Raw genomic sequence first — 15,722 nt, forward strand, 5'->3', positions numbered from 1 at the left:
CGATGGCGCTGGTACCGGCTGTGCGGGAACGTACTATACAACGGATGGAAGTGGTCCTACCACAGCATCGACTGTCTACTCTTCAGCAATTTCAATATCCAGCAATGCTACATTGAAATTCTTCTCAGTGGATAACGCCGGAAATAGTGAGGTAGTAAAGGCAGAAACGTATACCATCACGCCAGTTAATACCGGCACGGGAACGGGAACTACGACTGACACCGGCACGGGAACGGGAACTACGACTGACACCGGCACGGGAACGGGAACTACGACTGACACCGGCACGGGAACGGGAACCGGCACTGCGACGGATACCACTGACCCCAAGGTCACTGCGACCGCTGAAGGTTGTTTCATAGCTACAGCCGCGTATGGAAGTTATCTCGACCCGCATGTCAAGACACTGCGCGATTTCCGCGACGGGATCCTCCTGGATAGCGAGACGGGAAGGGTGTTCGTAGACATCTATTACACATACTCACCATATTTTGCGGACATGATTGAGGATTCACCGGTTTTAAGGAGTGCCGCAAGACTTGGTCTTACACCGCTGGTTTTTGGCATAGAACATCCGCGTGAGGCAGGATTTATAACATTGTTGATTGCTATGTCGTTTGGATATGCCGGTTTGCGTAACGAAAGACGAAGAACAGTTCACGATACGTCTCTTTGATCCTTTTGATCCACAGGTAGGCATCTCCCCAATAAAAGGGGAGATGGCTACGTGGATTTCCGTTGACTTGCCCTCGAGACAAGTCCAAACGTAAGCGCCCCCGTAAAGTGGACAATTTATAAATAGAGTTTCGGCAGGTTTTCCAAGTATGTTGCTGGTGTTATTTCTCGAAAATAATATATTTTTCAAAACCAAAAATTGACATGGAATAATGCCTTCATTCTTTTTCCCGCGCACACTTCACACATGTAAAAAATGGGGTAAAAACGATATAATAAATTGATAAATAAGGCAATAAATAGTCGGGGTGGCAGGATTCGAACCTATCGCAGAACAAATTGTAGTGTATTGTTCTTCGATACTATTGACTATTACCAGAGTTCTAGCCATAACAGCCTTAGTTGAACACCGAGAGGGTGATACTCTTTTCGTCGCAGAGGTCGTAAACGCACGCTTTGCCGATGGCATACACAGTTCCACTGTATTTTAAACTCCTTGTCTTTGGGGTTACCGACCCTTCTGAGAGTACACAACTGTAGATTAAAGATCCTTGCAATAATTTCAGTTCGCATGTCGCTTCTCCGGTAGATGAACATTCTCGATATAAACTGCCACCAGTTCGGCAATCTACATCAAACAGTTTTGTCAGTTCCTCAGTAAGCGGATCAGTTGATACGGTTGGACTATCGCTAATGTAAAATGCAAACTTGTAAAGATTATCTACCAATCCTGATGCATCAGCCTGCCAGCTAACTTTAAATGCGTCACCTGTGGATATGCTTCTTTTATCGACACCGTTTGTATCTGTTATCGAGAGCTCGTTTAATGCCATTGAAGGATTTTCTACATTATGCGTTGGAGCCTCTTCACCGCATCCGACGGACAGAGCCATGACAGAAGCAAGCAGTAAAGCCAGATTTATTTTAAATATTTTCATTTCCCTTAACCTCCTTATTTTCTTACGTACAAAGTATGTGGTAATGCCAGAAATTTTGCCGACATTGCCGTATCGAACGCTTCTCTATTTCGGAGTATCCCCTTCGAGGTGCATGATCAACTGGTGAGGATAAATATACCAAAATATTTTAATATTTTCTATTTTTAATATTGCATTATTTTACTTTTTTTCCTTCGCCTCTTTTTTCTCCTTTTCTGTTTCCTTTTTTAACGCTTTATAGGTAAAACCTATCTCGTCACATATGTCCGATGTTGCCTTGTCCAGAGCTGATACCGCATCGTCATAGGCGGTAAGGAGTGAAAGGCATTTTTCAATATCATATTTCCTGTTCATCCCTTTCCTTAGGCGGTCAATGGCCGCATCGGAGGTATTGAGAATCCTTACAACATCGAATGTTTCAGGGACTCGGATTTTAACCACGGCTGTATCCGCCTCAATTGCGCGTTCCACGCGCCTTATGATCCTTTCACGGGCAGGCTTTGATGTGCGCTTCAGCATCGCATTGATGTCAATGCTTCCCGCTCCATTTACGCCGTTATTTTTATTTTGCTCCCTGCTGTTATTTTTGTTCTCATCGCTCATAAACCATCCTCCTTATTAAAATTAATTATCCATTTCATTCCGGGATACAGTACCGGCACGCAGACCAGCGCCGAGTATATGAACTTTGCGATAACGATAAGGATCGCGGACTCGAATAGCACCGACCTTAAATCGAAGAGGTGAAGATAGATGCTCTCAAGTGTTCCGTACTTCATAAATCCGAAATGCCTGGTCAAGATCGTTTTCATCATCTCCGGTTCAAGGATTATGTTGTACAGATACCCGTACAGGATTACTGTAAAGAGAATAGTTAAGAATGCTCCAGTCAGCGTACTTGATATTATGCTTTTGATTATCCGCCTCGTTATATTTCCAACGTAATATTGGGACATTGAGGCGATGACTATTCCGTCAAGCATTGTGTGGCTCAATGCAAGGACTATTACAAATCCCTTATCAAACGTTGTCGGCGTCTCATCGCCGAATACTGGAATGAGCCTGTCTATCACTCCTACCGCAAGAGGGGTAAATAAAATTCCTATCATGCCGTTTTTGATTGCCGAAGAAAAAGCCATGAGTGAAAGATCTATCCTCATGTTCCAGGTGAAGTAGTTGGGATCTATCACCTGGTCCTTTTCTACTATGTAGAACTGCTGGATCTCCGATATTGCATCAAGAAGGTTCTTCGGTTTTTTATACCCGCCTGAACTTAACAGCAAAAGCCCCCTCTGTGAGGAAGGCCCCGAAGTGGCCGCACCTCTGCTACCCATCAGAATGCCGCCAGATAGCGGATAAGGCCGCCAAGGTATGCAATTGCCGCAGATGAAAATACAAACACAAATGCGACTAGAAACTGGCGTAACCAGATTCCTGCCCAGAAGGCCGCTATGAGCAGGGAAGTTGCTATAAACTTCGCCCAGAAACCGTTCAATATGGCATTGAAAAAATCGCCCCAAAGGTAGCCGTAGTCAGATGCCAATGTGTACAGATACTCCTTCATCCCTTGCTCCTAAAAAACGTCATAGCTTCCTTCCTCTTCCTGCTGGTTCTGCGGAGTTACCTTCATGATTTTTTTCAGAACGCCACGCTTTATCGCTTCAAGCTCCGATACTGTTGCTGAAAAAGATGACGCTTCGAAAGGAACGTAATAGCCTTTCATCTCCCTTGTCTGTCCGTTGCCGTTGTTCATGGTCAGGATGAAGTGATTGCCGTAGTACCCCTCTCCGATAAGGCTTTCCGTTATAGCTCCGTCGGTCCGGAGCCTTTTTACTATCGAATGGAGAACATTCCTTTTTATAGATAGATCCCCTTTGCCAAGCAGGACGTTTGAATCTTCATAAACTTTTCCAAGTTCGTAAAGGCAGTCCCACAAAAGTTCGACCTGGACATATACAATGCCGTCCTTCATGCTGAATGCACGCCAGATCGATCCGTTAATCAGGATGTTGACATATGGCCTTAGTCCCTCGATTATCTTTTCCTTGTCGTACCAGGATAGATTGACCTCGCTTAGTTGAGCCCCCATGTTTGGAGTTTTTGCGGCATGGGAATCTTCGACTTTATCTTCAAATGTGGACATTGCCGCCGCAAGTTGAACAATCTCTTCTGTTGCAGGATCCTTGGGAATAATTACCGGCCTCTCCTCAATCGGTTTTTCAGTCGGCTGTGTCCCTTCATCTCCATCCACCTGAGAAAGGTTCTGGTCAAATGCTTCACTCCTGTATCCGGCAAGTTCCTTTTTGCGTGCTTCCTGGTCGGCTCTTCTAAAGTCTATCGAAAACTGTACCTTCGGAATACGTGGGGGATGGTGGACTTTTACTGCTTCTTCAATTTCCGCCTTGAACGAAAGTTTGTTGAACGCCTCGATCTTATTCAACGCCGCAACGCTTATCATGCAGTGGTCACCTAACGAATAAAGAGCGTCCCTGAATCTTGGTATCTTTCCGAGATCATGGCCAAGTGCTGCGATGATACCCTTAACCGCTGCCGGTCCTGATCCTGTTATACGGGTCATCTCGTCTGCTACGTTTATTGAATGTTGCAGAAGATTCGTTTTGGCAAGCATATCGAAAGTAGTTATTTCGAGTTTCGCTTCGAAATCATTCTTCATTGTGTCTACAACCGAAGAACAGTCCCCTTCATCATCGAGCATCGTCAAAATAACGACGATTACTTCGCCAGCATTTCCTTTCATGAATTTCTCGCTTGAAAGCTTTGCGTAGAATTCCGTAGTTATTGCATGTTTGAATTCGGGAGAGTAGTTGTCTCCATCTTCGCTTCGCCAGAGTTTGGCAAGGTCGTTGATCCTTACATGTTCGTTTGAATTCCATAGGACCGCAATGGTCCGCAGGGCAACTTCACGTTTTCGGCTTACCGATGAGGGCCGGATAAATGTGAAGATGGAAAAGAGAGTCAATCCGGCTCCCGCCGTAATAATGAATGCCCCGAATAGTTTTGAAAATCCGATTGTCATTCTTCCCCCTCCGATTCGAGACGGGTTTTCAGTTCGGGGAAAATTACATCGAGCCATAGTTCCGATACGTCCGCCGTGCGAAGCTTCCAGCGACCGCTGTATGTGAACATGTACGCAACCCTTGGATTTAGCTTGGTAATTTCGGATGCTTCAATAACCGGGATTTTGTCGTCCCGCGCGGAGACGCTTCCGCTTCCATCCAAAGATAAGAATGGCGACCAAACTGTCTTATCTCCGAAGTGATCCGCAATGTATGTCGCGGTATCAAGGTCCGGTACCCGCATGAAGATCCTTGTATTTGTGTTGTCCATAATCGACTTGCTGTAATCCTTGCCGATGGCTGCATAAAGCTGTGAAAGCGACTGGCAAAAGCCGTGGACCGATACGTTGGCAGATCCTGCTTTTGAGAACATTTCATCTATCCCTGGATAGATGAGGCTTTGCGCTTCGTCAAGGTAGATGCATAGGGAAGGGGAGAGCTTCTTGCCGGATGCGTATTTTCTCCCAACCATCGCCTGGATCATAGAGACCAGCACCTTCCCCGCAGTGTAGGCGGCACGCCGCATAAGCAGTGAGCCTGGTTGCACCACAAGAATTACCGGCTTGTTCTGTTCAAGACGTTCCACGAAACGGTTCATATCCGCCTTGCCGATGACGGCTCCGATGTTTCCTGTTGTAAGTTCCCGTAACGCGACCGCTAGGCTGTTGCTAATCTTGTTGAAATAATCCTTCTCGTTTTCAAGTATGCGGTCGATATCCTGGATAATGTCACGCGCCTGTTTTATAAGGTCAGGCGTGTCTATCACCTGCACCTGTGATTTGAGGTTTTCAAGGCCGTTGTGTGTGATGTACTTCTTTACTTCATCCAGGTTGAAGTCGGGATCCTCTCCTGAGTATTTAGAAAGGAGTACCAACGCCTGGACTATCGAAAGCGATAGGTCGTAGGCTACGTTGGAAAAGTAAGGCTCCCTACCTACCGTTACGCCGGAAACTATGTGGCCTGCAAGTTCTTCTGGGGTGGCGAAATATCGTAGCGGATCTATCCTTGCAGACAACTCCGGGAATATTGGTGTTACCAGCATAAGATCCTCTTCGCGCCCCTCTTCGAAAGCTACCTGGGCTATCTTTGAAAAGAGTTCTATGTCTCCTTTTGGGTCGAAAACAGCGACTGAATATCCTTTCCGTATATCCTGCTCGATCATGTTTTCCATTACCCTTGTTTTGCCTACGCCGGTCGTGCCGAATACCCACATATGCCGCTTGCGGTCCTCGTCGGGTAGGAGTACCGGAATTCTTTTCTTTGTCGGGTCGTCAAGCGAGTAACCCCTGCCAAGGATCGTTTTCCCTTCAATAGGTGTAAGTTCGATTGGAGGTTTCGGAGTGAATAATCCAAACATCAGTGACTATTTCCTGCAAGAACATTGGTTTCGACTTTCACGTTAATTCGTTCATTAAGGATCTTCGATACCTTATACAGCGCCTCTTTGGGGATACGTCTCTGTGTAGTGATGTTTGAAAATGCGCCGGCGATACGCCTAGTGCATTTTGGCCTTATGCCTGTAAATTTCTGGATAAGGAGTTCAACCAATGCAGGTGAGCGCCTGCTTAATTTGATTTCCAGACGTGTCATCCTGTGCTGATCGTATTCGGGCCTGATTCCCTTTACATAGAATGGAAGAGTACCGCCTATCAGGTAACCCCCTCTTTCACGTGGCGGCTGTTCATACTCTTCACAAAGAGCGGTTGTGACATCGCCGCAGGTTTCATTCCTTACTTCAACAAGCAGACCGTGGTTTTCGTCATGACCGCAGATGATTCCGTCAATGACCGAGTAGCGGATCCCTGCAAATAGAGAGAAGCGGTTTAAAGTAGAGCGTCTTTGAAGTCTCCCTTCGATAAGTTTTTGCATTTTAAGTAAGGTTGTTTTATTAATGTCGGAAAGACGTAACTCTCCCATGTTGCCATCTCCATGGCCTGTTCCCAATTTCGTTCCTTTAAGTTCTTCGAAATCCACAACCGCGTTGATGTTCGGTTCCATGTTGAATATCTCTGTAATTGCCAGATAAACTTCCCTTGTGACAGTGTCGTAAGGAAGTCCGTATTTTTCGGAAAGCGATTTTATTTCTTCCAGTTTCATACATAAAACTTCTAGGCAGATTTTGCCTTTTCAAAGATCAACTCTACCTGCCATCCATATTTTTCAGATTTTGAAAGCTTCCCCTCCGCCGAAAATGTCCGTCTGCTCTTTTTGGATTGCAATCCGGCAAGCTTTATCGTTTTGCCTTTAAGGAGATCCGATACCTGTCTTGAAGTAATAGAGCTTTTTCCAAGTCCCGCAAGACAATTTTTGAATAGCGTGAATTTGCATTTATCTTTCCCGGTTGAACAGAAATAGTTTATTTTTCCTTCATGTACCGGTTGCCCGCATTCGGGACAGGTGCCAGCGCTTTTTCTATCATGACCGTTTGCTTTTTGTCCTGGTGGCAAAGAGAGTCCTCGGACCTTCTCAACCATTTCAGTGGCGTAATTCTTTATGCCTTTAAGGAAATCAGTCTTTCCTTCGGCGCTACCGCTTGCGATAGCCTCCAGTTCCTCTTCCCAGATTGCCGTGTAGGCAGGGTCGCTGATTTTTTCTTCACGCACTTTTGAAATAAGGAATATCCCTTTATCGGTAGGGGTAAATACCTTTCCCGATTTTTTCACATATTCCCGCGCGATAAGCGATTCGATTATTGCCGCTCTCGTTGCCGGAGTTCCAAGCCCTGATGTACTTTTAAGGATCTTCTTGTGAGCCGCATCCGTTACGAATTTCTGCGCGTTCATCATCGCTGAAAGGAGAGAAGCATCTGTGTAGCGAGAAGGAGGCGTGGTCTCCTTCTCATCGATGGAAGTAGAATCAGTTGCGACAGGATCCTTTTCATTCATGTCGGGCAGGATTTTATCTTTCTCGATGTTGCCATAAACATCTTTCCATCCGATATCGGTTATCTTTTTCCCAGTGCTTACGAAAAATTCATTTGCAGCTTTTGTGATGACCTTAGTAGATAGGTATTTGTAAGGCGGGTGAAATGCCGCAAGGAACCTTGCAACGATCAAGGTATAAATATTTAGCTCATTATCTGAAAGCCGCCTTGCATCCGGGATGTTTAGTGTAGGGATAAGAGCGTGATGGTCGGTAAGCTTATTGGAGTCGAAAACATTTTTATTCTTTGCAGTTACTGATGTTTTGGAAAGGTCGAATTTTACCGAAACATTTCCACTAAGAACTTTCAGGAGATGGCCGATTTCGGGAACGAGCTCTTCGTTTAAATGTCTGCTTTCAGTTCTTGGATACGATATTGCTTTATACTTCTCGTATAGTGCTTGCGCAATATCAAGTGTCTCTTTTGCCGAAACTCCGAATCGGATGTTTGCTTCTCTTTGCAGATCAGTAAGTGAGAAGAGGAGTGGGGGACGCTCTGTTTTTGGTTCCCTTGAAATGGAAACGATAGTTCCAGGTTTTCCATCAATGCTGTTGCTGATGGCATTCGCCTGTTTTTCGTCGAATATTCTTGAGGATATTTCCTGATTGTCTCCCGTTTCGTTATCTTCTTCCCTTTTGCTTTTATCAGGTGAAGGTATCCAGGATCCTTCGTATCTGCCGTTGACATGTTTGAATTCGGCTTTAATAAGCCAGTAGGGGATAGGTTTGAAATCGCGTATCTCAAGTTCGCGGTCTACGATTATTCTCAAGGTAGGCGTTTGTACCCTGCCTAGGGAATACAACTCGCCGAAATGTACGGTGAACGCCCGTGTTGCGTTAATCCCTATCAGCCAATCCGCCTGTTGGCGCAACATGGCGGATAGGTAGAGTCTGTCAAATTCGCTTGCGCTCCTTAACATGGAGAAGCCTTCCATAACGGTCGCAGGCGTCAAAGCTTTAGATGTCCAGAATCGGTAGAGAGGCTTTTTGTTTCCTGACAGTTTTAGAATGAGCCGTGCGATAAGTTCCCCTTCGCGTCCAGGGTCCGTGCAGATGACTATCTTCCCGGTAACGGTGGAGTTGATTAACTTCTTAACTGTCTTGAATTGGGAAGCACCTTTTTTATTTATCCTGTACTTGAATTCTTCGGGCAGGATAGGGAGTGTTCCAATATCCCATTTAGAATAACGTTTGTCGTAGAACTCGGCGTCTTCCAGCTCTACAAGATGGCCGAACGCCCATGTAACGACATATCCGGTTCCTTCCAGATAGCCGTCCCGCTTTGTGAAGTTGATTCCAAGGCCCGCTGCGATGTCGCGGGCCTGCGATGGTTTCTCACAAAGGATGAGCATAGCGCCCGTTTTGCTGCTCATGATTTTGCTCCGCTAGAAGGGGATGTCATCGTCTTCAGGATTCAGGTTGGTTTCTTCGACTGATTCCCCGTTCCCCTTCTCCTTGCCGTTCATCGGAAGGAATTTCACCTTGCTGGCGATGAGTTCGAGTTTTTTATGTTTCTGGCCGTCTTTCTCCCATGAGTTTTCGCGGAGCCTTCCGTCTACAAGTACTAGGCTCCCCTTCTTGAGGTAGGTATTGCACGCCTCGGCGATTTTGCCGAATGCAACGGTGTTCAAAAAGAGAGTTTCGATCCTTGATTCTTCTTTTACGTTGAATTTTGAATTGATAGCTACTGAAAACTTGGCGACTGTTGTTCCCGTCCCTGGTATCGCCGATTTTTCAGGATCCGCCGTAAGGTTGCCGATCCCTGTGAAATTATTGAACATCTACCTTCCTCCATTAATTAAAGTGTCATAACCTTAATATGCGAAGGGGGTACCCCTAGCTAAGCGTGTTGTCGTATTTACCGGAAACGAAGTGAGGTTTAATAAGGTATTCTTGATAAAGAGTAATCGAATTTGTGGAGGTAATAGAACATATTTGACCAGCCAAATCGTAAAATACTTAAATCTATTGGTACTCAGTGAAATTTTCAGTTATCTGTTTAAAGTTTGTAGCTTTATATTTGTTATAGGCAACCATATCTACAAACACAAATTTATATATTGTATCATTCTGGACACTGTTGATGTCCTCACACCATTGGCGTAACCGCTCCATTTTTAGGGGGACATCAAGATCTGAAAGGCCTTTAGTTTCCACAATGAATATTTCCTTTTCTGAGATCTTAACGATAAAATCAGGATAGTAATTGGAAATATCGCCAGTGGCATTTACATAGTCCAATTTGAAATTCACTCCGAAGTAATTTTTAGCATAGGAAATGACATCCTCACAATTTTCAAGAAAGCTGGCAAATATCAGTTCAAAATGGCTGTCTCCAATAATTTTATTAAATACGCTCTTTTTCGGAATCATGTATCCTTGGTTTTTTACAACGAAAGGTCGGGTTTGTCGTAATTTAATAGTATCCCGGATTTGCGCCTCTCCTCTTTGTTGAATTGTCAGGTTGTTAATAGATTTTTTAAAGGTTTCAATTATTGTCTTCGATGCGGTCAACTCGGATAAATTCCGCATTGTGTTTGGGTGATCAAGTTCCACTTCATTTTCAAACAAGTAATTTTTAACGAAGCTTTTCACCTTTCCATAAAGAATGTCGTATCCACTCACTAAACGAAGATCTTTCATGATAGTTTGCGCAAAATAGCCAATAACACTGCGGTAATCAGCTATACCCGCTGAATCAAGAATGGTGGAGTGTGTAATCGCGCCACTAGTAATGTCCTTAAAGACGATTTCTCTTTGTTCTTTTTCGCTGAAATTTTGGTAGACAACCTTGGCGTTACCAAAGTTGCTCTCATCCATATCGGAAAGATTTTTATATTCTCTATAAACGCGGGGAGTCATTATCGGGATTTCAATATCGAGCTTTTCAATATCCTTTTTTACGTTTTCCTTATCAACTTCAACAACAATCGGTGCATTAGCTTGGGTGCCTTCACCCATTGGTTTTCGTTCCAGAACTACACCCTCTGCTTGTATAGATTCAACAAACTCCATGAAAGCATCAGTACCAACTACGCTGACATATTCCTCGACACCACCAGGATACATTTTTCGCAAACCGCGTCCCAGCGTTTGCTCCGGAAGAATGTTGCTTTTGGATGCATACGGTCGTAGCCCAACAATGGTCGTGACATTTCTAACATCCCAACCTTCTTTAAGCATCATTACAGAAATAATAGCTTTATACGGACTTTCGAAACTGTCTATTTCATTTGCCTGTTTCCGCAGAAGAACCAGTTCCTCCTTATTTTTGCCTGATACAGATTCAGATATTTCCCCGTTGTTTTTTGTATGAATCACCAGTACAGCCCCGTCTAAGTCAGGAAAATTGGCATTCAAATATTCAGCTACGTCATCACAATTTCTGGTGTCGTCGGTCATTACGAAAAGAATGGCCTTCTTCCCCAGCTTCTCATGTTCCTCATATGCCTTACGCCATTCCACTACACCGAGATTAATATAGTCAGCGTATTTTTCTGTGTACTTCGAGCTTTTATGCTCAAGGAGTTTTGCTCTACTAGGAGCATCAGGGAGAACTGGATGCTTAACCACGTTTTGGGAAATTGCCTCAACTAATGGATAATCCACAACTGTTTGAACAAATATTGCCCCATTGTTGTGTTTGGGAGTAGCAGTTACATCAATCTGTAGAGATAATGAATCCCCCTTGAGTTTTAGGCGGTTGTGAATATCTTCAATGGCTTTGAACCATGCCAAACGGGGATCGTGAATGTGATGTGCTTCGTCGTTTAAAACAACAAGTTCGTCAATATCGCGTACAATCATTCCCAAGTCCACTTTGGAGTCAGTTGTTGCTCCTGTAGGCCGCTTCCCCAGAAAATAATCCATTGTGTCTTCATCGTCCGGCGAGGGTGGAATATCGTCACCGGAATAAACACGGTGGATATTTGTTAAAAAGATGTTGCCCGTAGGGCGTGTTATTCTGACCTCATCCTGTATGTGTAATGTCAGCTGAAAATCATCACGCCAGTTACGCCCGCCAACACCGTTATCCGGCAATACAGGATCCTCAAAAAAGATACGCAGACCATCAAAATCTTTGTATATACGGTCAAGTACTATTATATTTGGGGCAATCACAAGGAAATTGCGTGCAAGTCCAGACTCTGGTTCATAAAGTTTATGAAAAAAACTCCAAGCTAACGCCAAGCTCATTACCTTCGTTTTTCCCGCGCCCGTAGCCATTTTTACAACAAATCGTCGCCACGTCTCGTCAAACATACCCGTGGTTACGGCGCCGGAATTATCAAAGCGCATCATGTCGTACTTGTCCTTTACTTCCACAACGTCATGTAAGTAAATGATGGTCTCCAGTGCTTCGCGTTGAGCAAAATAATATTGAAATTCAATCATTGTGCCATCTGATTGAGGCAGTAGATGGGGTGTATTGAACCACCAATTAAGCAGGATTCGGCTGGTCTCCGAGGCTTCAGCATATCCTTTATCTCGCCACTCTTTAACCTGCTTTCGAAGCTCCGGCACTAAAGGTGGCATCAGCTTTTCAAAACTGGAGGATCGTAACGATTCATCAGCCGGAAACCAGCGGATTGCAGGATCAAGGATGGCATGGGGAGAGGATGGGAAATCCTTGTGTAATGCCATCAGGATTTTCCTTTTATATTCACTTCTATGATTTTCATTGTATCGTTACCAAAAATATCAACCACTTTTACGGCAATTTTGCGTCTTCCAGGTGTGCATTCATGGAACACGCTTGTTAATTCAAGCGAGCGGTCTTTTTTGGTGCGGAATGACTGCCACTCGTTTTCGAACACATAATCCCCCGTCCATACTTCTTCGTATTCATCAATTGGTATTTGTGACGTTGCAATCCCTTTTAAAGCTTTCTGTTCTCCAGAAGGTTTTTTAATCCTTATTATTTCTCGTTTGCTTTCGAAATCAAAATCAACCGACCAATAGTCAACCCAGTCGGTCCACTTTTTGGTAAGCTTCTCACGGTGAACAATACCGTCGTTGTCTTTGCTAATTTTCACGATTTGCCCTTTTTCCACTACTATCTTGCTCCCTTTATTCTTAAGGTCAGCTTCGGCAACGGCGATGGAACCTTGTGAATAAAATACGGAAAAATCGATCAACTCCACTGCAACGCTGTTTTTCTTGATGTGGGGTTTAACTTCAATAAAGGAGACATCGTGAAACACCACCTGGTTCTTTTCCACAGCCCGTTTGTCGAACACATCGGCGGGGATGTATTTAGGGGCTATATCTATGCCCTTTGCTTTCGCATCGTCGAGTACGTTGGGGAACAGTCCCATCTCAAATTCGAAACCTAATATATCCACTTTGGTTATATGTTTCTTGCGGCATTCAAGAATAATCTCTTCCACAAACAGGCGGGTAACAGGCATATTTACAGGGCCTACAACGACCAGTCTTCCAGCCTTTTTCCCGTGAAAGGTATGGAAACCCTCAGTTTTCTCAGCTCGGTATGCATTCAAGATAAGATTTAGGAATTCAGCTTCTTTCTCTTCAAGTTGTTTTTGCTGTTCTTCTTCCCGAAGGTTTGGGTTTACGCCGACGTAAAGTTGTCGCTCATATTTCCCAAGGTTGAGTATTTCAAAGGCCCGGTAGTTTTTATCTTCGGTCTTCAATTGGCGCTGTACGCCGATCATCCTCTTGCGGGTTGTATGGATGGCAAATTTCCCGAGGTCGGTAACTATCCACTTGCGCCCCAGCTTTTCCGCGACTGCGGCGGTAGTACCTGAACCACAGAAAAAATCTGCAACCAAATCCTCTTTGTTAGAGGATACTTTGATGATACGTTCTAAGAGGACTTCTGGCTTTTGTGTAGGGTATCCTATTTTTTCTAAAGCATTCCCTTGTATTATAGGTATTTTCCAATAGTCTTCTGGTGTTTTGCCACCCCCCCTTAATCTGTCTCCGCCTTCAGTAGTTCCCATTGCACTAGCTAGACCTGCCCCTCGTCCTGAACGTGCAAGAGTCTCCTCGTCATAAGGAATTAACACTTCATTTGGATTAAATATATTTCCCCCATTTTTAGAGTAAAAATGAATGCTATTATGCACTCTTGGAAAAAATTTAGTCACTTGGGATGGCCGAGTGTAACACCATATTATTTCATTTCGATGATTACCTTTCCCAAACACCTCATCCAAAGCTAATCTGATAAAACTATTAACCCGCCAATCGCAATGCACATAAATACTGCCGTCCTCAGCCAATAGATCTCGCATTAATACCAGCCGTTCGTAGATCATTGCAATAAATGAATCTGCTCCTTTTCCCCAGGTATCACGATATGCAAGTTCTTCCAAAATATTAGGTTTCTTGGTAAAGGTATCGTCACCGATCTCGATATCCATGGAAAAGTCGGCTCCAACATCAAACGGCGGGTCAATGTAAATGAGCTTGATGCCACCCTGTTTTTCTATCTCCTCGCGCAAGGGACCGTTTTTCAGACTGGAAAGGATGAGTTTATTGTCTCCCCAGATAAGTTTATTTGTCCAACCTTTTAGTTGTCTACCTGATTTTGTATCAAAGAGGTCTGGTTGAAGGTTAACCTCCTTTTCGGAGCGCGGTTCGTCAACATGCTCAATGACCTGAAAGGGTAGTACTATATTGCAGACTTCACCGGTTTTGCCGTTCCAGACAAGCTCCACTTCCCGTTTTTCATCGAACAGCAGAAAGCGGTATTTGTCAGGTAGCGGTTTCCCAGCCTCGATGAAGCGAAAAATCTCCTGTTTTTCCTGTTCAGATAACCGTGCCATTATTCCCCTTTTTCTTAGACCGACGAAAAGTACAAAATACAGCTATGCAGTATACTGGACTGAATCAATTTTTTCTATTTCCTGAAATTATGGTAAGAATTTATATTACCTGATGTAATACCATTTACTCAATGAACAAAAGTATGATGTTGGATAAGCACCACTTAACCTGGTTATCGTTAGGCACCATTTTTATAAGGTAGAAACGATAGATAACATGAAAATCAAGTAAGGAGAAAGGTGGTAGTGATTAGAAGGTTTGACCCCTTGAAAACAAAAATGCTTTCAGGAAGTTTATATGCAATATGTGTTTTCGAGGCATTGCCAACACGGGGCACATATGGGGCACAACTTTGCACCAACTCTCATAATTCTCGGAATTGTCGGAAATCTCGGAAGAGTTATGGAAAAGGGAAAAGCTGTTGAAAGAATAGGGGAAACGGCTAAGCCGTTGATAATAAGTTGGTAGTCCCAAGGGGAATCGAACCCCTGTTTCCGCCGTGAGAGGGCGACGTCCTAACCGCTAGACGATGGGACCACTGCTTGTAACGTATTGAATAATAGTGTATTAAAATGACAAAGTCAAAGTAAACACGTTTGGTACACGGTTTTTACTGAAATCGTCACCACTTCTTATCCAAATACAAATATCCAACAATTTTGAGAGGGAAGTATAGCACCAATTCTGATGGTCTTTGACACTAAATTTTCCTGTCGGTTCATTTGAATAATTCAAGCTAATAGCATGATATTTGTTGGGCGGGGCTGATCAATTGTAAAAATGAGATGAATTATTAAAACAGAGGGGGCCGGTTGACGGCCCCCTCCAGGGAATGCATGAGTCACTCACCACTGTTGTTTATGCCATCGAAAATATCTTTTGCGATCAGCAGTTCTTCACGGGTGAATTGAGAATCCATCCATACGAGGTATTCACCCCAATGGAGGAGCATGGTTTGAAGGGCGTCGTATTCGCCTGTCAAGCCTCTTCCGGCAAATTCGTTGAACTCAGTACCGAGCAACTGTTTCATGAGCAGGTCGGTCGCATCGCTTGAGGTGTTTGACAGCACGCCGAACGCCGAAGTGAATTTATTCATTCCAAATACGAAAGGATCGACAAGATAGAAGCCCTCTATCTGTCCGAGATATCCGGTCATCGTAACCGCGTCTACCTGTGCCTTGCCTTTGCCCTTTATGGCAACCGACAACTGGTGTTTCCAGTAACCGATTGTTTTTCCATCTCCGGCCAGAACAATGCCGTTACCGTCGGCGTCCACTGCGTCAAGATCACCAAGGATAGCTGTTGTGTTCACTCCAAA

At 44.2% G+C, this 15,722-nt stretch carries 13 protein-coding genes and 1 tRNA gene; 1 reads left to right on the top strand and 13 read right to left on the bottom strand.

What is annotated here, in order from left to right; all coding sequences use genetic code 11:
* Positions 1-676: chitobiase/beta-hexosaminidase C-terminal domain-containing protein (locus OEY64_12470; protein ID MDH5543762.1), on the top strand; the 676-nt coding region annotated here is incomplete at its 5' end.
* Positions 677-1,073: 397 nt separating this feature from the next.
* Here the strand turns inward: OEY64_12470 and OEY64_12475 are convergent.
* The 13 genes from OEY64_12475 to OEY64_12535 form a co-directional block, all read right to left on the bottom strand.
* Positions 1,074-1,613: a hypothetical protein gene (locus OEY64_12475; protein ID MDH5543763.1), complete on the bottom strand. Its 540-nt coding sequence runs from the start codon at positions 1,611-1,613 to the stop codon at positions 1,074-1,076.
* 180 nt (positions 1,614-1,793) lie between these two features.
* Positions 1,794-2,216: a hypothetical protein gene (locus OEY64_12480; protein ID MDH5543764.1), complete on the bottom strand. Its 423-nt coding sequence runs from the start codon at positions 2,214-2,216 to the stop codon at positions 1,794-1,796.
* Positions 2,213-2,947, bottom strand: coding sequence for a hypothetical protein (locus tag OEY64_12485; GenBank protein MDH5543765.1), 735 nt, complete (start codon positions 2,945-2,947; stop codon positions 2,213-2,215). The genes OEY64_12480 and OEY64_12485 overlap by 4 nt, the downstream gene beginning before the upstream one ends.
* Complete coding sequence (locus OEY64_12490; GenBank protein MDH5543766.1) at positions 2,947-3,177, bottom strand: hypothetical protein; 231 nt, start codon at positions 3,175-3,177, stop codon at positions 2,947-2,949. The genes OEY64_12485 and OEY64_12490 overlap by 1 nt, the downstream gene beginning before the upstream one ends.
* Positions 3,178-3,186: 9 nt before the next feature.
* Positions 3,187-4,650 carry an HD domain-containing protein gene (locus OEY64_12495; protein ID MDH5543767.1) on the bottom strand — a complete coding sequence of 488 codons (1,464 nt, stop codon included), beginning with the start codon at positions 4,648-4,650 and terminating at the stop codon, positions 3,187-3,189.
* Positions 4,647-6,047: a TraM recognition domain-containing protein gene (locus tag OEY64_12500; GenBank protein MDH5543768.1), complete on the bottom strand. Its 1,401-nt coding sequence runs from the start codon at positions 6,045-6,047 to the stop codon at positions 4,647-4,649. Before OEY64_12500 ends, OEY64_12495 begins: the two co-directional genes overlap by 4 nt.
* On the bottom strand, positions 6,047-6,787 hold the full coding sequence (locus OEY64_12505; GenBank protein ID MDH5543769.1) for a hypothetical protein: 741 nt from the start codon (positions 6,785-6,787) through the stop codon (positions 6,047-6,049). The genes OEY64_12500 and OEY64_12505 overlap by 1 nt, the downstream gene beginning before the upstream one ends.
* 11 nt (positions 6,788-6,798) lie before the next feature.
* Complete coding sequence (locus OEY64_12510; GenBank protein MDH5543770.1) at positions 6,799-8,985, bottom strand: DNA topoisomerase 3; 2,187 nt, start codon at positions 8,983-8,985, stop codon at positions 6,799-6,801.
* Positions 8,986-8,997: 12 nt separating this feature from the next.
* Positions 8,998-9,393, bottom strand: coding sequence for a single-stranded DNA-binding protein (locus OEY64_12515; protein ID MDH5543771.1), 396 nt, complete (start codon positions 9,391-9,393; stop codon positions 8,998-9,000).
* Positions 9,394-9,577: 184 nt separating this feature from the next.
* On the bottom strand, positions 9,578-12,256 hold the full coding sequence (locus OEY64_12520; protein MDH5543772.1) for a DEAD/DEAH box helicase family protein: 2,679 nt from the start codon (positions 12,254-12,256) through the stop codon (positions 9,578-9,580).
* Positions 12,256-14,403 carry a site-specific DNA-methyltransferase gene (locus OEY64_12525; protein ID MDH5543773.1) on the bottom strand — a complete coding sequence of 716 codons (2,148 nt, stop codon included), beginning with the start codon at positions 14,401-14,403 and terminating at the stop codon, positions 12,256-12,258. Before OEY64_12525 ends, OEY64_12520 begins: the two co-directional genes overlap by 1 nt.
* A gap of 463 nt (positions 14,404-14,866) precedes the next feature.
* Positions 14,867-14,941, bottom strand: a tRNA-Glu gene (locus OEY64_12530).
* Between the two features lie 304 nt (positions 14,942-15,245).
* The coding region (locus tag OEY64_12535) for a hypothetical protein (GenBank protein MDH5543774.1) at positions 15,246-15,722 on the bottom strand (477 nt) is incomplete at its 5' end.

Source organism: Nitrospinota bacterium (assembly GCA_029881495.1).
GTDB lineage: Bacteria > Nitrospinota_A > UBA7883 > JACRGQ01 > JACRGQ01 > JAOUMJ01.